The sequence below is a fragment of the Ruegeria sp. BHSC037 genome (genome assembly GCF_059613045.1).
This window is the reverse complement of record NZ_JBXWRT010000001.1, coordinates 197,699-216,610: the sequence shown is the minus strand read 5'-3', so window position 1 is coordinate 216,610 and position 18,912 is coordinate 197,699. Positions and strand designations below refer to the sequence as shown.

The 18,912-nt window shown below is 62.6% G+C and carries 19 protein-coding genes, 1 tRNA gene and 2 pseudogenes; 14 read left to right on the top strand and 8 right to left on the bottom strand.

The annotated features are described in order from the left end of the window. Window positions 1-2: 2 nt before the first annotated feature. On the bottom strand, window positions 3-1,346 hold the full coding sequence (locus tag AC2FMN_RS00985; protein ID WP_496685456.1) for a Na(+)-translocating NADH-quinone reductase subunit A: 1,344 nt from the start codon (window positions 1,344-1,346) through the stop codon (window positions 3-5). Between the two features lie 299 nt (window positions 1,347-1,645). Between AC2FMN_RS00985 and AC2FMN_RS00980 the strand changes: the two genes are divergently transcribed. Then, complete coding sequence (locus tag AC2FMN_RS00980) at window positions 1,646-2,758, top strand: THUMP domain-containing class I SAM-dependent RNA methyltransferase (protein ID WP_496685453.1); 1,113 nt, start codon at window positions 1,646-1,648, stop codon at window positions 2,756-2,758. 93 nt (window positions 2,759-2,851) lie between these two features. Further along, a tRNA-Pro gene (locus tag AC2FMN_RS00975) sits at window positions 2,852-2,928 on the top strand. 946 nt (window positions 2,929-3,874) lie between these two features. Here the strand turns inward: AC2FMN_RS00975 and AC2FMN_RS00970 are convergent. From AC2FMN_RS00970 to AC2FMN_RS00940, 7 genes and pseudogenes are all read right to left on the bottom strand, one after another. Then, complete coding sequence (locus tag AC2FMN_RS00970; RefSeq protein ID WP_496685452.1) at window positions 3,875-5,407, bottom strand: cryptochrome/photolyase family protein; 1,533 nt, start codon at window positions 5,405-5,407, stop codon at window positions 3,875-3,877. A 64-nt stretch (window positions 5,408-5,471) separates the two neighbouring features. Further along, window positions 5,472-5,624 carry a DUF2256 domain-containing protein gene (locus AC2FMN_RS00965; RefSeq protein WP_496682710.1) on the bottom strand — a complete coding sequence of 51 codons (153 nt, stop codon included), beginning with the start codon at window positions 5,622-5,624 and terminating at the stop codon, window positions 5,472-5,474. A gap of 2 nt (window positions 5,625-5,626) precedes the next feature. Then, the gene (locus AC2FMN_RS00960; RefSeq protein ID WP_496685450.1) at window positions 5,627-7,177 is read right to left on the bottom strand and encodes an FAD-binding domain-containing protein; all 1,551 of its coding nucleotides are present in this window, start codon (window positions 7,175-7,177) and stop codon (window positions 5,627-5,629) included. A 401-nt stretch (window positions 7,178-7,578) separates the two neighbouring features. Then, on the bottom strand, window positions 7,579-8,520 hold the full coding sequence (locus AC2FMN_RS00955) for an aldose epimerase family protein (protein ID WP_496685448.1): 942 nt from the start codon (window positions 8,518-8,520) through the stop codon (window positions 7,579-7,581). Next, window positions 8,520-9,974 carry a xylulokinase gene (gene xylB / locus AC2FMN_RS00950; RefSeq protein WP_496685446.1) on the bottom strand — a complete coding sequence of 485 codons (1,455 nt, stop codon included), beginning with the start codon at window positions 9,972-9,974 and terminating at the stop codon, window positions 8,520-8,522. Before xylB ends, AC2FMN_RS00955 begins: the two co-directional genes overlap by 1 nt. A gap of 231 nt (window positions 9,975-10,205) precedes the next feature. Further along, a pseudogene (locus tag AC2FMN_RS00945) lies at window positions 10,206-10,530 on the bottom strand (hypothetical protein); the annotation flags it as partial. A gap of 177 nt (window positions 10,531-10,707) precedes the next feature. Continuing rightward, window positions 10,708-11,028 (bottom strand): annotated as a pseudogene (locus AC2FMN_RS00940) (SDR family NAD(P)-dependent oxidoreductase); the annotation flags it as partial. Window positions 11,029-11,068: 40 nt separating this feature from the next. On the opposite strand from AC2FMN_RS00940, the gene AC2FMN_RS00935 reads away from it, so the two are divergent. The 12 genes from AC2FMN_RS00935 (at window position 11,069) to AC2FMN_RS00880 (ending at window position 18,882) form a co-directional block, all read left to right on the top strand. Then, a complete protein-coding gene (locus tag AC2FMN_RS00935; RefSeq protein WP_496685445.1) occupies window positions 11,069-11,410 on the top strand; it encodes a hypothetical protein in 342 nt (113 codons plus the stop codon). A gap of 1 nt (window position 11,411) precedes the next feature. After that, on the top strand, window positions 11,412-11,660 hold the full coding sequence (locus tag AC2FMN_RS00930; protein ID WP_496685443.1) for an amino acid kinase family protein: 249 nt from the start codon (window positions 11,412-11,414) through the stop codon (window positions 11,658-11,660). A 248-nt stretch (window positions 11,661-11,908) separates the two neighbouring features. After that, window positions 11,909-12,262 (top strand): amino acid kinase family protein, encoded by a 354-nt coding sequence (locus AC2FMN_RS00925; RefSeq protein WP_496685441.1) that lies wholly within the window; start codon window positions 11,909-11,911, stop codon window positions 12,260-12,262. A 61-nt stretch (window positions 12,263-12,323) separates the two neighbouring features. Then, window positions 12,324-13,715 (top strand): F0F1 ATP synthase subunit beta, encoded by a 1,392-nt coding sequence (atpD, locus tag AC2FMN_RS00920; protein WP_496682692.1) that lies wholly within the window; start codon window positions 12,324-12,326, stop codon window positions 13,713-13,715. After that, on the top strand, window positions 13,712-14,122 hold the full coding sequence (locus AC2FMN_RS00915) for an ATPase (protein WP_496685439.1): 411 nt from the start codon (window positions 13,712-13,714) through the stop codon (window positions 14,120-14,122). The genes atpD and AC2FMN_RS00915 overlap by 4 nt, the downstream gene beginning before the upstream one ends. Further along, window positions 14,119-14,406: an AtpZ/AtpI family protein gene (locus AC2FMN_RS00910; protein WP_496682697.1), complete on the top strand. Its 288-nt coding sequence runs from the start codon at window positions 14,119-14,121 to the stop codon at window positions 14,404-14,406. The genes AC2FMN_RS00915 and AC2FMN_RS00910 overlap by 4 nt, the downstream gene beginning before the upstream one ends. Then, the gene (locus AC2FMN_RS00905; RefSeq protein ID WP_496685437.1) at window positions 14,403-14,690 is read left to right on the top strand and encodes an N-ATPase subunit AtpR; all 288 of its coding nucleotides are present in this window, start codon (window positions 14,403-14,405) and stop codon (window positions 14,688-14,690) included. Before AC2FMN_RS00910 ends, AC2FMN_RS00905 begins: the two co-directional genes overlap by 4 nt. Further along, a complete protein-coding gene (locus AC2FMN_RS00900; protein WP_496682703.1) occupies window positions 14,690-15,385 on the top strand; it encodes a F0F1 ATP synthase subunit A in 696 nt (231 codons plus the stop codon). The genes AC2FMN_RS00905 and AC2FMN_RS00900 overlap by 1 nt, the downstream gene beginning before the upstream one ends. Next, window positions 15,382-15,669, top strand: coding sequence for a F0F1 ATP synthase subunit C (locus AC2FMN_RS00895; protein ID WP_490362510.1), 288 nt, complete (start codon window positions 15,382-15,384; stop codon window positions 15,667-15,669). The genes AC2FMN_RS00900 and AC2FMN_RS00895 overlap by 4 nt, the downstream gene beginning before the upstream one ends. A 3-nt stretch (window positions 15,670-15,672) precedes the next feature. Then, a complete protein-coding gene (locus tag AC2FMN_RS00890) occupies window positions 15,673-16,434 on the top strand; it encodes a F0F1 ATP synthase subunit B family protein (protein WP_496685436.1) in 762 nt (253 codons plus the stop codon). Then, a complete protein-coding gene (locus AC2FMN_RS00885) occupies window positions 16,431-17,984 on the top strand; it encodes a F0F1 ATP synthase subunit alpha (RefSeq protein WP_496685434.1) in 1,554 nt (517 codons plus the stop codon). The genes AC2FMN_RS00890 and AC2FMN_RS00885 overlap by 4 nt, the downstream gene beginning before the upstream one ends. Next, a complete protein-coding gene (locus tag AC2FMN_RS00880) occupies window positions 17,968-18,882 on the top strand; it encodes a F0F1 ATP synthase subunit gamma (protein WP_496685433.1) in 915 nt (304 codons plus the stop codon). The genes AC2FMN_RS00885 and AC2FMN_RS00880 overlap by 17 nt, the downstream gene beginning before the upstream one ends. The last annotated feature ends 30 nt before the right edge of the window (window positions 18,883-18,912 follow it).

Here is an 18,912-nt window from a genome sequence, read left to right as displayed (position 1 = left end):
GATCAGCCCTCCTTTTCAATCTTGGTCAGGCAGTCGCGCAGCGCCAGCCCGTATTCGTACTTGGCCGGACAGGCAAAGCCCACCAGGCCCATGTCCTCTTCGTCCAGCTCCAGCGCGCCCAAGGCCTGCGCCGTGTCGGTGTCCATCACCAGCAGCGCCCGCAGCAGTTGCGTCGGCAGGTAATCCTGCGGCATCAGTTCTTCGAAGGTGCCGATGGGCACCATGGCGCGGCGACCGCCGTTCAGGTTCGACGTGAAGGCGAACAGCTTTTGGGCAAAGGCCGAGCCCAGAACCGGCTGCACCGCGTATTTCGACGGCATCGGACGGATCCAGCCCATCGGGATCTGGTCGTGATCCTCGCGGATAATGCAAATCTGACGCGCAAAGCGTCCCAGATAGGCGAACGGCCCGGTGGCGTGACGGCCCGACAGAACCGAGCCGGAAATGACGCGGGCTTCGCCGTCTACATTGATCTCGTCGCGTGTCAGATCCTCGGTCGAGGCCCCCATGACGGTGCGGATCAGACGCGGCTGACGCGCGCCGGGACCGGTCAAGGCGACCACCACGTTCGGGTCCAGATGGCCCGATTGCAGCAGCCGCCCGATGGCGATCACGTCCTGATAGCCGATGGTCCAGACGGTTTTCTCGGCGGTCACGGGTTCGAGAAAGTGGATATGCGTGCCGGCAAGGCCCGCCGGATGGGGGCCGCTGAAGGCCGCGGCCTCGACGCCCGGCAGATCGGCGCCTGGGATCGTGTCGCCATCCTTCTGGCACAGATAGGTCTTGCCTTCGGTCAGCTTGGCCACGGCGGCCAGACCGGCGGCAAAGGCCTCGGCCGCGTCGTTGATGATCAGCGCGGCATCGGCGGCCAGCGGCTCGCTGTCCATGGCGGTGACGAAGATCGCGGCGGGCTGAGTGCCCGGCTGCGGCATCTTGGAATAGGGCCGCGTGCGGAATGCGGTCCACAGGCCGGCGGCGCACAGCTTGGCGGTGAGGCCCTGCGCGGTCTCGGCATCGCCCACGCCCGAGAAATCAACACCGGGGTCGTTGGGGTCCGACACTTCGATGACGACGCTTTGCAGCACGCGCCGCGCGCCGCGGTTGATGGCCACGACCTTGCCGGTCAGCGGCGCAACCATCATCGCCTCGGGCGCGTCCTTGTGGCAGAACAGCGGCGTGCCGCGCTGGACGAGGTCCCCTTCCTGCACCAGCATGCGGGGTTTCAGACCGATGTAATCGGCACCCAGAACGCCCACGGTTGAATAGTCCGGACCCGGTTGGATGCTTTGCTCGGGCGCGCCCAGAATCGGCAGATCCAGCCCTTTTTTCAGTTTGAAAGTTTGCATGTCGCTACGTTCTTCCAAGCCTTTTTCTTGCGCCCGCCATGCAGGCCCGATGATCCGAGCACTGAACAGCGCGGAGTTCCGCCCGCCCCGTCGCAAAAGCAACTCAGACCGGCCGAAATCCGCAGGCGTCTTTCCGATTACGGCCCCTTTACGCGGCACTGCGTCCAAACGCAAACCTGTTACCACCAAAATCGCCACCGAAACCAAAAAAATCTGCGATATCCAGCGCCGAAATACCCAAAACCCGGTACACGCAAATTCCTGTCGCACGCCCACAAGCGCTGGTGTATGCACCCGGGATGGACACAGCCGAGCTTGAAATCTTTCTGGTGGCCACGCCCGGGTTGGAAAAGCCCTTGCTGGCCGAGACCATCCGCAACGGATTCGCCGGTGCGAAGCAAGTGCCCGGCGGCGTCTTGCTGCGCGGCGGCTGGCCCGAGGTCTGGCGGGCCAACCTGATGCTGCGCGGGGCCAACAAGGTTCTGGTCCGGCTGGGGTCTTTTCCCGCCGTGCATCTGGCTCAGTTGGACAAGCGCGCGCGCAAGTTTCCCTGGGGCGACGTGCTGCGCCCGGACGTGCCCGTCAGGGTCGAGGCCACCAGCCGCAAATCCCGTATCTACCACGCCGGTGCGGCGCGTCAGCGCATCGAACGCGCGGTCTCGGACACACTGGGCGCCCCGCTCGCCCAGGATGCGCCGGTGCGGGTGCTGGTGCGCATCGAGAGGGACATCTGCACCCTGTCGGTCGACAGCTCGGGCGATCCGCTGCACAAACGCGGCCACAAGGCGGCGGTGGCCAAGGCGCCAATGCGCGAGACGATGGCAGCCATGTTCCTGCACGAATGCGGTTTTGACGGGTCCGAGCCGGTACTGGACCCGATGTGCGGGTCTGGCACCTTCGTGATCGAGGCGGCCGAAATCGCGCTTGGCCTTCCGCCCGGCCGGTCGCGCGACTTTGCCTTTCAGCATCTTGCGACGTTCGATGCCGCCGAATGGGCCCGGATGCGCCAACCGCACGACGCCCCCGGGACCGGGCTGCGGTTTTACGGCTCTGACCGGAATGCGGGCGCGATCGAAACCGCAACGGCCAACGCGCAACGCGCCGAGGTCGATACGGTCACGCGGTTTCGACAGGCTGCGGTCAGCGACATCAAGCCGCCTGCCGACCAAGCCGGGCTGGTGATCGTGAACCCGCCCTATGGCGCACGGATCGGTGACGAAAAACGCCTTCGGTCGCTCTATGGCAGCCTGGGCAAGGTGCTAATGGCACGGTTTTCGGGCTGGCGGATCGGGATCGTGACTAGCAGCCAGTCGCTGGCGCGGGCGACGCGCCTGCCCCTGGTCGCGCCGGGGCCGGTCGTCGATCACGGCGGCACCAAGATCCGGTTGTACCGAACCGACCCCTTGCCTTGACCACGGCGGTTTCCGGCGAAGAGTTTTGAGCGCATTGCCCCAAGAATCCCTCTTGCACATTCAAATCGCCGGGTATAGATCACGCGCCACGGTCGGAGTGTAGCTCAGCCTGGTAGAGCACTGTCTTCGGGAGGCAGGGGCCGGAGGTTCGAATCCTCTCACTCCGACCAATAATTCAAGGCGCCCTGTGGCGCCTTTTTTGTTGGCAATACAGAGCTCCAAGGTTCGTTGAACCTCATTGCTATTCGAACTCCAGAACTCTGGCAGCCTTCCGCAGATGCTCGGGACTGAACCGAGCGTAGGTCGACGCCGTGATTCTAGTATCGGTGTGGCCGAGATACTGAGAGCTATCTCATCCATCGCAGTCCTCGTGCACTGCTCCCGAACATTGGGCCGCCGGAAGCTGGAACTTCCCGGCTGTTTCACGATAACGGGCTGGTAACGCCACCGGGATAATGCATGGCAATCGTAAAGGTGCCGACAAGGTCATTCATGCCGCCGCTATCATAGTCCGTGGTCTCAGGTGTGAATCGGCATGCCAGAACAGGGAGGCTGGCGGTCGAGAACGGCATTTTTGTCCGAAGGGACTAAAAAACGAGCCCGGCCAGGAAGAAAAGCATGATCCGCCGCGACCAGCCCGATCTGAGCATTGCCCAGCAATACCGGTTCGTGAAGCTCACCGGTCAGCCTTCAATTACACGCCAATTGGCATTGATGTGGCGACGCGGGGGTTGATGAGGCAGATCGGCCGGCTGTTGACCAAATACCTGTTCTACGGCTCACACCAGATAGCAGCTTCTCGCTGGATGGCTGGTGCCGGTGCATGGGAACCATCTCCATCAAGCGGCTATGGTGGTCAGTCGAGCAGGAGACGGTCGATCTCGAAGAAATCGCCAACAGAGGCCAAGCCTGGCGGATGATCGGAAATTGGATGGTGTCCTACAACCCCGAGCGGCCCCATTTTCCCGTTCAGCGCAGAACGACAAGGGCGGCATTTTGGAACCTCATCGCCCGGCATTCGACTATTTGCCGGGATCGCAGGATAGGTGTGCGCGTTAGGTCGCTGGCGCTGGCCGTTCCAAACATTTACGACACAGCCCTTGCCCGAGCATGGCCTCAGACCGCGTCGCCCGCCTCCATTCGGGCAAGGAAGGTTTCAGCCTCGGAAAGGATCTGCGCCCGCGTCGCCGGCGCCCGTTTGTTCCAGCCGCGATAGATCGGCCCCATGCGCGGGTTCTGCGCGAAGCGCTCTCGGTGACGGTCTAGAAAGTGCCAGTAGAGAAGGTTGAAAGGACACGCATTCGGCCCCGTCTTTTCTTTGACGTCATAGGCGCAACCGACGCAATAGTCCGACATCCGGTCAATATAGGCGCCGGACGAGACATATGGTTTTGACGCCACCACGCCGCCATCGGCGAATTGGCTCATGCCCAGGGTATTCGGTGCCTCGACCCATTCAAAAGCATCCGCATAAACCGCAAGATACCATTCATGGACCTCGGCCGGGTCAATCCCGGCCAAAAGCGCAAAGTTGCCCGTCACCATCAGCCGTTGAATGTGATGGGCATAGGCGAATTCGCGGGTCTGCCCGACCACCTCTGCAATGCAGCGCATGCGCGTCGGTGCCCCCCAGTAGAATTTGGGCAGGCTGCGTTTATGGGCCAGCACGTTGTTGTGAATGTATCCCGGCCCTTCCAACCACCAGACTCCACGGATGAATTCCCTCCAGCCGATGATCTGTCGGATAAAGCCCTCGACCGCATTGATCGGTGCCCGGCCCGCCCGCCATTCGGCCTCGGCAGCCCGGCAGACCTCTAGCGGAGACAGGAGCCCAAGGTTGAGAGCTGGCGAAAGCAGAGAATGGAACATCGTCGGGGCCCCGGTGACCATGGCGTCCTGAAAATCGCCAAAACGTGGCAGAGCATGGCGCAGAAAATGCTCGAGCAGTTTCTGCGCCTGATCGCCGTCGGTCGGGAGTGAGAAAGGTTCGACCGTACCGAAGTGGCCGGAAAAGCGCTCCCCCACCAGGTCGAGCACCGCGCGCACGGTGGCATCTGGCGCAAATGCGGGCGGATCGGGAAAAGCAAGGCCAGATTTGGGCGGTTTTCGGTTCTCGGCATCGAAGTTCCAGCGCCCCCCGGCGGGTTGCTCACCTTCCATCAAAAGGCCCGTCTTGCGGCGCATCTCGCGATAGAACCACTCCATGCGTAGCGCCTTGCGGCCCTTGGCCCAAGCGGCGAACTCCTTGGTCGAGCAGATGAACCGGTCATCTTCGAGGAGCAGCATCTCCAGCGGAGTCTCTTCCAGCGCGGCTGCAAGCCGCCAGTCGCCCGGTCGGATGGCAATGACCTCGGTTGCACCAGTCTCATCCGCACGACGCAGCAACTCGCCCGGAATCGAGCCGGCATTCTCGGGGTCGTCCAGCCGGCCGTAAGCCACGCGCCAGCCGTCCGCCACCAGCCGCGCAGCAAACTTGCGCATCGCGGCGAAGATCAACGCGATCTTTTTGGGATGGTGGGGCACACTTGTGGCTTCGGCCAATACTTCGGCCATCACCACGATATCGCGGCGCCGATCGGCCGACCGCAGCGCAGCGCCGTCCACGCTCAACTGATCCCCCAAGACCAATACAAGCCGCGGTGTCAACATGGAACAGCCTTGCAGATGACGTCGAACAAGTTGCCCGAACGTCCGGCGACACAGGCTCTTGTGCTCATTTCTGTCTCTCCTTTTTCCTGCGTGCACGACGGCACGCATCGGAACAATGGCGTACCTCATCCCAAACCCGCGCCCATTTCCGCCGCCACACGAAAGGCCTGCCACAGGTCGCGCAGGTCTTTGCGGGCAAGTCGCCCTTTCGGCGCATCTTCACAGGCCCAAATCCAGTTTGAGTTGGCGGTCGTCGGCCGTGCCGCGCCCGGCTTTGCGGTGCCGCCGCGCCCCGCGCCTGCTGCCGTGCAGCGCGAGGACCTTCGCCTTCGCCGCTTGAAACCCGGCACCGCGCCGGGCTTCGGCCATCCGCGCCTTTGCCGCCCGCGCCGCTGTGGCAAGATCGACCACCGGTTCGGGGTATTGCCGCCCCAGCACGCGCCCCGCCCCGGCCCAACGCCATGGCTCATGCAAAAAGGCGTCGGGCACCTCGGCAAGCTCAGGAACCCAGCGGCGGATGAAGCGCCCGTCGGGGTCGTGTTCGCGGCCCTGTTTGACGGGGTTGTAGATACGCAGCGCATTGATACCGGTAACCCCCGACTGCATCTGCACTTGCGGCCAATGGATTCCCGGTTCGTAATCCGTGAAAAGCCGCGCAAGGTGTTGCCCTGTCGGGCGCCAGTCCAACCACAGATGATAGCTTGCCACGGCCATCAGCATCGCGCGCATGCGGAAATTGATCCAGCCTGTGGCGGCAAGGCTACGCATACAGGCATCAAAAAAGGGAAACCCGGTTTCGCCCTGCTTCCAGGCTTGCAACAGTTCTGCCTCGGGCCGGCGCAGGCGAATGTCGTCAAGCGCCGGGTGCATGGCGCGCTCTTCGAGATCGGGCGCATCCTCAAGCTTTTGCATGAAGTGGCTGCGCCAGTGCAACCGTTCCTCAAACGCGGCAAGCCCTGCAGACCAGCCCGCCCGGCCGTGCATCGCCGCGCGCGCCTTGGCTGTGCGCGTGGCCTGCACCACTTCGCGCAGGGACAGGGTGCCAAAAGCCAGATGCGCCGACAACCGCGCGCAGGTAAACGGTGCGGTTCGGGGGCTCGATATCCCATGCCTGTATCCGCCCGCGCGCGTGTCCAAGAATGCAGAAAGGTCGCTCAGGGCCGCAGCTCTGCCCCCGCGCTGGCGGCCCGGACAATGGTCAGCCGCGATCCCAATCTCCGCCTCGGTCGGGAGAGCGCCGGGCGCCACGCCGGACAGCGGTACCAGTGCACCCGGCGGGCTGGCCACCGGCGCCGTCATCTCGGCCTCCCAGCGATTGGCCCAGCCATCCCGGGATGCAAGCCTGCGCACGACGCCACCCTGGGGCAGTTCGTGCCACTGAATCCCCTGCGATCGGGCCCACTCGGCAACTTGCTTGTCGCGTCCAAAGCTCCACAGGTTGCCCGTCTCCTCGTGCGACCAGATCGCGGCCAAACCCTGCCTGGCGTGAAGCTCTGCCAGAACGTCGACTGCGGCGCCGGTTCGGATCACAAGCGGCTGGCCCTTTGATGCGAGGTCTGCGGACAGTTCAGCAAGGCATTGGCCAAGGAAGGCAAACTGCCGACCCGACGCGTCCGCCGACCGCCATTGATCCGGATCGACGATGTACAGAGGAAGAACCGGCCCCGCGGGCGCCGCCCGAGCAAGCGGAGCGTGATCCTGTATGCGCAGATCTCGCTTGAACCATACGACCTGCAAGATGGGGTCTTTGGACCCCCGTTCGGTCCGCACCGCCGGCCTCATGCTGTGGGTAGGGTACCGACCGTGTGGAGGGATTCTTCCGCAGTGTCGAATTTTGCAAAAACCATACCATCGTTCCCGTTCGTCGGGCCATGTCTGCTGGCGTCTAACACTATTTTTCTCCGCTTGGCCATGCTCTCATAATCCAGGACCTCGGGGCGACGTCTCGGTGCGTTGGGCGGCCCGGCAAACCGCGCCGCGTAGCCCAAGATCGGGGCATGGATCAACGGACCTGGTCTGGACGCGCCGCATTTGCTCATCCGCTGTCGTATCACTCAAATGATACGGACATGCCCGTCAATCGGATCACGCAACCCGTCTCGACCGCTTCGTTTTCGGCCAGCAGAGATCTGCATGGCCCGGGTGCGTAGCGGCAAGCCCTGCGCCCGGGTCTAGGCGATCTCGAGGATCAGCGTCTGGCGATAGGGCCGGTCAGGCGTGCAGACAATCGCCGGAAATGCCGGGACATTCGGCGCATTCGGATAGCCCGAAGGCTCAATGCAGACCCCGGCATACGGCGCGAAAGGCGTGGACAGATGGGCGGCGGAATAGACCTGCGCCCCGGGCTGATCGGACCGAACCGTCATCGTCAGACCCGACGGAGCCGCAAGCGCGGCAACCGGCTGATCCAGCATGCCGCTGGTGCGGAACACGAAGAAATGATCAAGATCCTTGGCGGCCTGTCCAATCCGCCGGGACGACGAGAAATCCAGCCCGACCGATGCGGACTCGACGATCCTGCCGCGTGGAATCCCCTGATCGTCCAACTCCAGGTGACGATGCGACGCCAGTTGCAGGAGGTGTTCGGAAATGCCTTGGGCGGACCCCAATGTGTAGTAGTTGTGCTGCGCGATGCTGATCGGGGTCGGCCTGTCCGGCCAGGCCGAGATCAAATACGTCAAGCGTGGGCAATCCAACCGGACCTGCACCTCGAACCGAACGGCCCCCGGAAACCCACAGGTACCGTCGGGCGAGATATGCACCAGCACCGCCTCGCGTCGGGAAAGCCGCTCGACCTGCCAAGACTGTCGCGACAACCCGTCGGACCCGCCATGCAGCGTGTTTCGCCCTTCGTTGGCACTGAGCGCGTGTCGAGTGCCGTTCAACTCGAAGCCTGCCCCGCCAATCCGGTTGGCGACCCGCCCAACAATCGCGCCCAGATAGAACGGGTCGTCCAGATATTGGGACGGGTCGTCATAGCCAAGGATCAGCGGTTGATCCTTGTACCACCACCCCTGCGTGATCGCGCCATGGCTCAGCATTGACACCCGCATGCTCCCATCCTGCAGGTGGACAACCGGAATTTCAGCCAAGCCCTTCCGATTTTTGTTCATCATCCGGCCAATGGCGCCAGCGCCTTGTAATACGTTCTGTATCGTCGATAGGCGCTGTCATAGGCTTCGGTCAAACCGCTCTGCGGTTCGATGACGGCGTCGATATTTGGCGGTGTCATCACCGTTTCGGGTGTTGCGTCCCCGGCAGCGCACATGGCCAACCGCGCCGCACCCAGTGCTGCGCCAAACGCGCTGCCTTTAGGCAGGGCCAGCGGCACGTTCAACGAGGTTGAGATCGTCTGCAGCCAAAAGCGGGATCGCGCCCCACCACCCACGGCAACCAATTGCGCCGGCTCGGTGCCCGTGGCCCTCAGTGCCGCAAGACAATCGCGCATCGCAAAACCGACCCCCTCCATCACGGCCTGCACCAGATCCGTCGACCCGGTTGCGATGTCGAGGCCCAAAAAAGCCCCGCGGATGGCGCTGTCATTGTGCGGGGTCCGCTCGCCAGAGAGATAGGGCAGAAAAGTCACCGGTGACGGCCCAGAAGGCTCAGCAGCCAGCGCCCCGGCCAGCACCTCGACCGGTTGACCCAGATTGCGTGACAGCCAGTTCAAGCTGTTGGTCGCAGAAAGAATGACGCCCATCTGTATCCAACGCCGGGGGACCGCGTGGCAAAAACAATGAACCGCCGTCTCGGGTGCCGGTGCATAACTGTTCCGGGCCATCAGAAGCACACCCGAAGTGCCAAGAGACAGAAACCCGGACCCCTCGTCGATGCTGCCGATACCGCAGGCCGCAGCTGCGTTGTCGCCTGCACCTCCGGCGACGACGACCGGGCCAGACAGCCCGAATTCGCGGCACAGATCCTGCCGCAGTTCGCCGCCGGGTTCGGTGCCTTCGACCAGACGGGGCATCTGGTCGGACCGCATGTGGCCCAGCTCGAGCGCCAAGTCCGACCAGTCCCGCGCGCCGACGTTCAGCCAGGACGTTCCCGCGCTGTCTGACAGGTCACTGACATAATCTCCAGTCAGCCAGAACCGCAGATAATCCTTCGGCAGCAACACCATGGCCGTACGGGCAAACAGGTCGGGTTCATGGGTGCGGACCCATTCGAGTTTGGGCGCTGTAAAACCGGGAAACACGATATTGCCCGTGGTCTGGCGCATCCCAGGGCTTTCGTCCAGCGCTTTGGCCTCTTGCGCCGACCGTGTGTCGTTCCACAGGATGCATGGCCGCAGCACTGCACCGTCCCGGTCCAGCAGCGTCGCGCCGTGCATGTGCCCGCTCAACCCGATCGCTCGTACGGCGTCCCAAGACCGCCCGTCGGCGTCCCGAAGCCGGCCCATGACGGTCCTGCAGGCCTTGATCCAGTCCTGCGGGTTTTGTTCAGACCAGCCCGGATTCGGGGTGGATGTGGCAACCCCGGCCTCGGCTTCCGCAACAACCTGCCCGGCCCCGTCCACAAGAATGCCCCTGAGACCCGATGTCCCCAGATCCAGACCCAGATACATGTGATGTGACCCCGCCCGTCCAGTTAGCGAGCGCAAATTGTTTCTTGAGCCTCAAGAATGTCAACACTGAACACCGCCCCTCGGGATGATCCAATTGGATTGTTGGTGAACGACCGGCCTTTGGTCTGAAGTTGTCCCACCTTTTCGGACAACTTGGCAGCCTTTCCGAGGTGTATGCGCTTTGTCGCTAAAACCGGGTGAAGGGTAGACTTCCGCTTTCCCCGAACGGATTTACACCATGGCCCGTATGACCGCAGTGCCAAGCGCGGTGTAGCGGTTGAGCACGGCGACGCGGACCTGGATGTCCGCGACCTGCCCGTCGAAGCCCCTTTCCATGAGGCGTTGGCCCATCAGTTTCACGCAATGCATCTTGGGCTCGACGCGGCTTCGGCGGTGATATCCGCTCCTTTCATTGCCCGGCAGGCGCACCCGCAGGATACTGCCAAGAGGGGTCGCCAAAGCACGCGACCCGGGGATCGTGACGCGTTGGCCGCTTCTTTTCGGGCGATGCCCCGGCGCTCGCAGGCTTCCACGGGCTGGCTTTCGTGCGCCGCGGGTCGGATTGCCGTTCTGTGCCCCGTCGCCGGTCAACGCCGCGATGGCGTTCATGACCTGTACCGCATGGTCGGGGTTGGCCGCCGCCGGGTGCGGGGAGACAAAACGGCCGCTGCGGATGCGCCCGTGCCATCTCCTGCGACCAGATGGTGAAGACCAGCTTGCTTTGTGCATAGGCCTCCATGTCCGAAAGCGGCCGCTTGCCGTGCATCGCCCCCACGTCCACCGGCGCCTGCGCGGCCGATGATAGGTTCACCACACGGCCCCCGGCCAGGATGATCGGCAAGAGCCTTCGGGTCAGAAGATGGGGCGCCAGCGTGTTGACCACGAAACGCACGTCCAGCTCCTTGGGCGTCAGCGGCTGCGGGGTCTTGTAGACACCAGCATTGTTGATCAGCACACCCAGCCGGTCATGGCGGACGCGCACGGCCTCGGCCAGCGCGGCGGCCCCGTCGAGGCGGGACAGATCGGCACGGAAGGTTTCAGACGCCCCGCCCACCGCCCGCGCGGCGGCGGCGCGCTTTTCGGAGCAGCACGCGGTGGCCGTCCGGGACGTCGATTTCGTCTACACCGATGTATGGGTGTCCATGGGCGAGTCGGATGAGGTTTGGTCACAGCGTATGAAACTGCTGCACCCGTACCAGGTGAACGTCGCCCTCATGGCCAAGACCCGAAATCCGCAAGCGCGTTTCGTGCACTGCCTGCCGGCTTTTCACAATGCCGAATCCTCGGTCGGTGCAGAAATCCAGAGCAAATGCGGGCTGGACGCAATGGAAGTAACCGAGGACGTGTTCGAAGGCCCGGCCTCGATCGTTTTCGACCAGGCCGAAAACCGGCTGCACACCATCAAGGCCGTTCTGGTCGCCACGCTGGGGGCCTAAGATGCTGGTAGCCGCGGCCTTGGGCGGGAACGCGTTGTTGCGGAGGGGCCAGCCGCTGACCGCGGAGGTTCAGCGCGCCAACGTGCGTCGGGCGGCCAAGGCGCTGGCGGACATCGTCGGGGCCGGGCATCGGCTGGTGATCACGCATGGCAACGGCCCGCAAGTTGGGTTGCTGGCGCTTCAAGGGGCAGCCAGCGGGCCGGATAGCGCATTCCCTCTGGACGTTTTGGGGCCGAAACCGAAGGCATGATCGGCTACATGATCGAACAGGAGCTGGAAAACGCGCTGGCCCATGTGCACCCGGTGGCGACCCTTCTGACCTAGGTTCTGGTCGACCGCAACGATCCGGCGTTTCGCAAACCGACCAAGTTCGTCGGCCCAGTCTATGACCGCGCCAAAGCCCAGACGCGCGCCCGCGCAGCTGGTTGAACCATAGCGCAGGACGGGGACAAATGGCGGCGCGTCGTACCCTCGCCCCGCCCAGTCGAGATTCCAGATTTGCGGGTTCTGAACCTGTTGTTGGACCAGGGCGTGATCACGATCTGCGCAGGCGGCGGCGGCATACTCGTCATCCGCAAGGATGACAGCAGCCTGATCGGAATCGAAGCGGTGATCGACAAGGATGCGGCCAGCGCCCTGCTGGCGCGTCAATTGCGGGCGGACGCATTGTTGTTGCTGACGGATGTCGACGCGGTCTATCATGATTTCGGAACCGGCGCGGCCAGGCCGGTTCCAAGACTGACGCCCGACGAGGCGCGCGCATTGGATGCCCCCGCCGGTTCCATGGGGCCCAAGCTGGCAGCGGCGCGGATTTTGCCCAATCCGGCGATCTCAGCGCGATCGGACGGCTAGAAGATGCGCTAGCGCTTCTGGCCGGCAGGGCCGGGACCCGGATCGTTTCCAAGGAACTACCATGACCCAATCCGCCGATCTTCAAAACCGTGCCACCGGCCAAATCGTCGCAATCCGTGGCGGTGTGGTCGAGGCGGCATTTCCAGACCCCATACCCCGCGTCAAGGAATTGCTTTACGCCGGAAGGATCCCGCTCGAAGTGGAGTCGCTGGCAGAAGGCGGCGTGGTGCGGACAATTGCCTTGGCCCCGGTTCACGGGCTGGGGCTGGGTATGCCGGTGCGCGCAACCGGCGCACCGATTACAGTGCCGGTGGGGGATGCGGTTCTGGGTAGAATGTTGGATGTATTCGGCCGACCGCTGGACGGGTTGCCGGAACCGGCGACCGACTTGACCCGACCCGTTCACCGCCCGCCGCCTGCCCTAGCAGATCGCACCGTTCGGGCCGAAGTCCTGGAAACGGGCATCAAGGTGATCGACCTGTTGTCCCCGATCGAGCGGGGCGGCAAGACCGGCCTGTTCGGCGGTGCCGGTGTCGGAAAAACGGTACTTATCACCGAATTGATCAACAACACGGTCCAAAGCCACGAGGGCGTCAGCCTGTTCTGCGGAATCGGCGAACGCTCGCGAGAAGCCGAAGAACTTTACCGGGAAATGGGCGCTGCCGGCGTGCGGGACAAAACCGTGATGCTGTTCGGCCAGATGAACGAAGCCCCCGGCGTGCGGTTTCTTGTCGGCAACACCGCCTTGACGATGGCCGAGTATTTCCGCGACGACGCGCACAGGGACGTTCTGCTGCTGATCGACAATATCTTTCGTTTCGTGCAGGCCGGATCAGAGGTTTCGGGCATGCTGGGCCGGATGCCGTCCAGCGTGGGCTACCAGCCGACGCTTGCTACTGAACTGGCGGCACTGCAAGAGCGTATCGCCTCGACCAGACGTGGGGCGATCACCTCGATTCAGGCGGTTTATGTGCCCGCCGACGACTTTACCGATCCGGCCGCAGCGCACATCTTTTCGCACCTCTCCGCCTCGGTCGTGCTGTCGCGAAAACGCGCCAGCGAGGGGCTGTATCCGGCGGTGGATCCGCTGGCCTCAACCTCGGTCATGTTGTCTGCATCGGTCGTGGGCCAGCGCCACTATGATGTTGCGCGCGCCGTGCGCAGGACGCTGGCCGAGTACGAGGAACTGCGCGACATCATCGCGATGCTGGGACTTGAGGAACTGTCTGCAGCGGATCGAACCACAGTCGCCCGCGCCCGCAGACTGGAGCGGTTTCTGACCCAGCCGTTCTTTACCACCCATGCATTTACAGGCACCCAAGGTCGGCGCGTGACGATCGACCAGACGCTGGACGGGTGCGAGGCGATCCTGAACCAGGATCGGTTCGATCTGCCGGAAAGCGCCTACTACATGATTGGTGCGCTGGACGAAGTGAAGGAGCAGGCCGCATGACGATGGCCCGCGACATGCATGTGACGCTGAGGCTCCCGACCCGAACACTGTTCGACGGCAAAGCCACCGCCTTGACCGCCGTCGCGCCCAATGGCAGCTTTGGCCTTCTTCCCAACCATGTCGATTTCGTCACAGCGTTGGTACCATCGGTTCTGACCCTGAAAACCCCTGAAGGCGCTGAGTGTTTTTTTGGGATCGACGAGGGTGTATTGGTCAAGAAGGGCCATGATGTCAGCCTGGCGATCAGGCGCGGCGTGAAAGGGGACGATCTGGACAGTCTGCGCGCCACGATCAAGGCAACGTTTCTGCACATGGACGAGGACGAACGCGTCGCGCGCTCGGCGTTGTCGGGGCTTGAGGCCAATCTGGTCCGTCGCTTCGCCGAATTCAGAAAGAACGCGCCATGACCCAGAAGACCGACAGATCCGCCGAAGAGATTTCCCGCCGGGCCGAACGCATGAAGGCCGCGCGCGACAACCCCGGACCCAGCCCGTTGCGCGGGATTGGAACCTTCGGAATGATCGGTTGGTCGATCGCGGTTCCAACTGTCGGCGGCGCATTGCTGGGGTTGTGGCTGGATCGGATCGCTCCACAGGATTTCTCGTGGACCCTGGCGCTGATCCTGGGAGGGGTGGCAATAGGTGGAATGATCGCATGGGCCTGGGTGAACAAGGAAGGAAGTGAGAAATGATCGATTGGAACTGGGTCAGTTTTCTGACTGGCTTCGCATCAGGAGCCGCTGTCGGGGTCTTGTACTTCGCAGGTTTGGCGATGAGTGTTCGCTTGGCGCTGCGTGCGGCGCGACCCACCGGCCTGCTGCTGATCAGTTCGGCACTTCGGATCGCGACGGTCCTGGGGTTCGGCTGGCTGGCCGCGCAGGCCGGGCCGGCACCCCTCGCCGGCTTTGCCTTGGCCTTTATGCTTGCACGAGTGACGGCGATTACACTGGCACGCCCGGCAAACGGAGCGGCCTGATGGAGCTGACACCGGACTCAATCATTGTTTTCACTGTCTGGGGCATCCCGATCAATGCCACCATCTTCAACACGTGGATCGTCATGGGGTTGTTGACGGGCCTGTCGGTCGTGGTCACACGAAACCTCCGACCAGACACGCCACCCAATCGCTGGCGCACGACGCTCGAGGTGATCATCCAGGGCATTCAGCATCAGATACAGGAAATCACCCGGCGCCCGCCCGGCAGCCTGATCTATTTCGTCAGCACCCTGTTTCTGTTCATTGCCACGTGCAACCTGTTCGAAGTCGTTCCGGGCTTTGACGCCCCTACCGCTTCGTTGTCCACGACCACGGCGCTGGCGCTGTCGGTGCTGATCGCCGTGCCCATGTTCGGAATTTCAAGGCGCGGTCTGCGTGGCTATCTGAAGACATATCTCGAGCCATCGCCCATCATGCTGCCCTTCAATATCATCGGAGAGATCTCGCATGGGGTGTCATTGGCGATCCGCCTCTATGGTAACATCATGAGCGGCGCGGTGATCGCCGTGATCCTACTGAGCGTGGCGCCGTTCTTCTTTCCCGTATTGATGGATCTGCTGGGCCTGCTGACCGGGCTGATCCAAGCCTACATCTTCGCAATTCTGGCCACCGTCTACATCTCGGCCGCGATTTCGGATTCCGATGAGACGCAAAACGAAAAGGAACAGACATGACCGACCTAGCAATCATCGCCGCGGTTTCGATCTTTACGGCGGGACTGACGGTTTCATTCGGCGCCATCGGTCCAGCATTAGGCGAAGGCCGTGCGGCAGCCCAGGCTCTGGCGGCGATCGCCCAGCAGCCCGATGCCGCCCCCACCCTGTCGCGCACACTTTTCGTCAGTCTGGCCATGATCGAATCCACCGCGATCTACTGTTTCGTCGTCGCGATGATCCTGATTTTCGCCAACCCGTTCTGGGACACCGCTCTGGAACTGGTTCGGACATCGGGTCAATAGAGCATGTCTGTCGATTGGCTGACCGTTGCGGCGCAGATCGCCAATTTCCTGGTTCTGCTGTGGTTGCTCAAACGGTTTCTCTATCGTCCAATCCTTGATGGCATCGACGCCCGCGAAAAGGAGATCTCGGATCGAATGTCGGAAGCCCATCGTTTGATGGAGGATGCCCGGGAGGAGATCTCGGCCTATGATGCCAAGTTGTCTGAACTGGAAAACAGCCAGGCCAGAATGGCGGAAGACCTGCGGCGCGAGGCCGCCCGCGAACGCGACGCCATGATTACCGAGGCCCGCCATCGGATCGATCAAGAGCGGCGTGATTTCGAAAGACATCTGGCGGTCGAGAAGCAAAAGTTCCTCCGTCAACTCAGCGAAACCGGTGCCCGGGTTCTGGTTCATCTGACGCGAAAGGCGCTGTCGGATCTTGCAGACGAGACTTTAGAAGAACGAATTGCGGCACACGCGGTGAAAAAGTTGCAGCCCATGGCCGACGAGATACGGAAGACGATCGCAGACGACAGGCCGGTCACCGTGACGACTCATTCAGCGCTGCCCGAAGGTTTGAGACGGAAAGTGTCCGACGACCTTCAGAAACTGGCGCCGGAAACCAAGTGTATTTTTGAGGTCGACTCCACCCAGCCCTTCGGGCTGGTCCTCAAGGTTGGAGCGACCAGCATCGAATGGACACTCGACAGTTATCTAGGTGAACTGGAGACGATTATGATCGAGGGACTACGCCAGACGCAGGCGGGCAAGGCTGCACAATGACCCAGACGCCCCCGGCTTTCCCGGCTTCCGAGCCGACCGTTTCGCTGGCCGACCAGCTTGTGGCGACCCTGCAAACGGTATCGCCTCGGCCCGTCGTTAGCGAGATCGGTCAGGTCGTCGAAGTCGGAGACGGCATTGCCGTTGTCCGCGGTATGAGCCACGCGCTGGCCAATGAGCTTTTGCAGTTCTCCTCGGGCGCAACGGGAATTGTTCTGGACCTGGAAACAGACCGCCTCGGGGTGGTTCTGTTCGGTGGTTCGGACAAGGTCTCGGTCGGTGAGGCCGTGCGCCGCACCCGCAGCGTGCTGACGGTTCCAGTGGGTTCCGCGCTTCTGGGTCGGGTGGTGGATGCGTTGGGTGCCCCGCTGGACGATGGCCCGCCGGTCGATTCCGATTTCAGATTGCCCGTCGAAGCGGATGCTCCGTCAATTCTTGACCGCGAGGCGGTCCGGCGGCCGTTGGCAACGGGCCTCAAGGTGATCGACGCCGCCGTCCCGATTGGCCTGGGGCAGCGGCAACTTATCATCGGGGATCGCCAGACCGGCAAGACCTCGATCGCCATCGACACGATCCTGAACCAGAAACAACACGGGGTGCTCTGCGTCTACTGCGCGATTGGACAACGCGGGGATGCGGTGGCCAAGGTCATCGGTGCGCTGAAAGATGGTGGCTCGATGGCGCACACGATCATCATTGCCGCCGGAGACGAAGATCCTCCCGGACTTGCTTATGTGGCCCCGTACACCGCCATGACCATGGCGCAACATTTCTCGGAGCAAGGGCATGATGTGCTGATCGTGATGGATGACCTGACCCATCATGCCCGCGCCTATCGCGAACTTTCACTTTTGTTGCGCAGGCCGCCAGGCCGCGAAGCCTTTCCCGGCGACATTTTCTATTTGCATGCCCGTCTGCTGGAACGCGCAGGCAACTTTGCCGACACCGCGGGGGGCGGGTCGATCACGGTTCTGCCGGTCGTTGAAACGCAGGCCGAAAACCTGTCGGCCTACATTCCGACCAACCTGATTTCGATCACCGATGGCCAGATTTACTTGTCGCCACGCCAGGTCCGCAAAAATCAGTTTCCGGCCGTCGATCTGGGTATTTCAGTGTCCCGTGTTGGCGGCAAGGCACAGTCTGCCGCCTTTCGCGACGTGGCCGGAAATCTGCGGGTCACGCTGTCCCAGTTCGAAGAGCTCGAAGATTTCGTCCGTTTCGGAACGCGGCTTGACGACGCCACGCGCGCCCGGCTGGCCCGAGGCGCGGCTGTCCGCAGGGCCCTCAGACAACCCGAACGCGACCCGGTTTCGGCGTTGGAGCAGGTTGCAGTTCTTTTGGCGGCACTGGAGGGCGTGTACGATCATCTGACCGACCCCGAGGCATTTGCCGCGATGGACCGGCTGAGGCTGTTCCTGCGGCAATCGCCGCACGATCTGTCGAAACGCATCGCCATCGACCAACCGCTGAACGAGGCCGACCGAGCCGCGTTGCTGAATCTGGCCAGGCAAGCCTGTACATCAAAGGGGTCTTCGGATGCCGCAGACTCTTGAAACCCTGCTTCATAGGACCGAAACGCTGAGCAACATTCGCAGCATCGTCCATATCATGAAGACGTTGTCGGTTTTGAACTCGGCGCCTTATGAGCAGGCCGCAAAATCCATCGACGCCTACCACCGAACCGTCCTTGACGGAATCGCTGCCCTGTTGCACCGCACGGGTCGCATGGATCTGACATCGCCGCCCCAGCCGAACATGGCCATCGTCGTTTTCGGATCTGACCATGGTTTGTGTGGTGCCTACAACGAAAGGGTGGCTGCGGAACTGGCCAGGCATCTCGCCCTTGGGGGGGATACTCAAGCCGCACCTTATATCTTGTGCATTGGCGCCCAGATGAACGACGCCCTGAATGGCTGGGGCATTCGGGCCGACGATGTCATGCTGACACCAGCTTCAACTGACGGAATCGGGCGGCTTGCCAGCGCCATCGTCGAGCGATTCGACCACATCATGCGACATGGCGAAGCGGACGGCCTTGCCGTGAAACTGGCCTATACACGGCGCAGTGACCATGGGCAGCAAGATCCCATAGTCGAGCATTTCATGCCGTTTTCCACTGAGATGATTGACCAATTGATGAAACGGCCATGGCAATCCCGCAGCCTGCCGACCTACACCATGCCACCGGACGATTTGTTTGCCGCCCTGATCCGCAGCCACATTTTTTCAGGCGTATTTCGCGCCTCGGCAGAAGCTTTGGTGACTGAAAACGCGACCCGCCTGGCGGCTATGCACCGGGCCGAACAATCCATCGGCGATCGGCTCGAAGAGCTGAAGGCGGATACCCGAACGCTTCGGCAGGCTGAGATCACCTCCGAGCTCATGGACGTGGTGATCGGCTTTGAGGCCCGCAACCGAAAGCGGCGCAAGATATCGACCGATCCAGCTTGATGCGCAATAACGGAAGGCGAGGCACCTCGC

Bases quoted from the DNA above. Each gene is read 5' to 3' on its own strand.
- atpD (WP_496682692.1), top strand. From the start codon at position 12,324: ATGACCCAATCCGCCGATCTTCAAAACCGTGCCACCGGCCAAATCGTC.
- AC2FMN_RS00915 (WP_496685439.1), top strand. From the start codon at position 13,712: ATGACGATGGCCCGCGACATGCATGTGACGCTGAGGCTCCCGACCCGA.
- AC2FMN_RS00970 (WP_496685452.1), bottom strand. From the start codon at position 5,407: ATGTTGACACCGCGGCTTGTATTGGTCTTGGGGGATCAGTTGAGCGTG.
- AC2FMN_RS00890 (WP_496685436.1), top strand. From the start codon at position 15,673: ATGTCTGTCGATTGGCTGACCGTTGCGGCGCAGATCGCCAATTTCCTG.
- AC2FMN_RS00965 (WP_496682710.1), bottom strand. From the start codon at position 5,624: ATGCGCCGAAAGGGCGACTTGCCCGCAAAGACCTGCGCGACCTGTGGC.
- AC2FMN_RS00910 (WP_496682697.1), top strand. From the start codon at position 14,119: ATGACCCAGAAGACCGACAGATCCGCCGAAGAGATTTCCCGCCGGGCC.
- AC2FMN_RS00905 (WP_496685437.1), top strand. From the start codon at position 14,403: ATGATCGATTGGAACTGGGTCAGTTTTCTGACTGGCTTCGCATCAGGA.
- AC2FMN_RS00880 (WP_496685433.1), top strand. From the start codon at position 17,968: ATGCCGCAGACTCTTGAAACCCTGCTTCATAGGACCGAAACGCTGAGC.
- AC2FMN_RS00895 (WP_490362510.1), top strand. From the start codon at position 15,382: ATGACCGACCTAGCAATCATCGCCGCGGTTTCGATCTTTACGGCGGGA.
- AC2FMN_RS00885 (WP_496685434.1), top strand. From the start codon at position 16,431: ATGACCCAGACGCCCCCGGCTTTCCCGGCTTCCGAGCCGACCGTTTCG.
- AC2FMN_RS00955 (WP_496685448.1), bottom strand. From the start codon at position 8,520: ATGAACAAAAATCGGAAGGGCTTGGCTGAAATTCCGGTTGTCCACCTG.
- AC2FMN_RS00930 (WP_496685443.1), top strand. From the start codon at position 11,412: ATGCTGGTAGCCGCGGCCTTGGGCGGGAACGCGTTGTTGCGGAGGGGC.
- AC2FMN_RS00980 (WP_496685453.1), top strand. From the start codon at position 1,646: ATGGACACAGCCGAGCTTGAAATCTTTCTGGTGGCCACGCCCGGGTTG.
- AC2FMN_RS00900 (WP_496682703.1), top strand. From the start codon at position 14,690: ATGGAGCTGACACCGGACTCAATCATTGTTTTCACTGTCTGGGGCATC.
- AC2FMN_RS00985 (WP_496685456.1), bottom strand. From the start codon at position 1,346: ATGCAAACTTTCAAACTGAAAAAAGGGCTGGATCTGCCGATTCTGGGC.
- xylB (WP_496685446.1), bottom strand. From the start codon at position 9,974: ATGTATCTGGGTCTGGATCTGGGGACATCGGGTCTCAGGGGCATTCTT.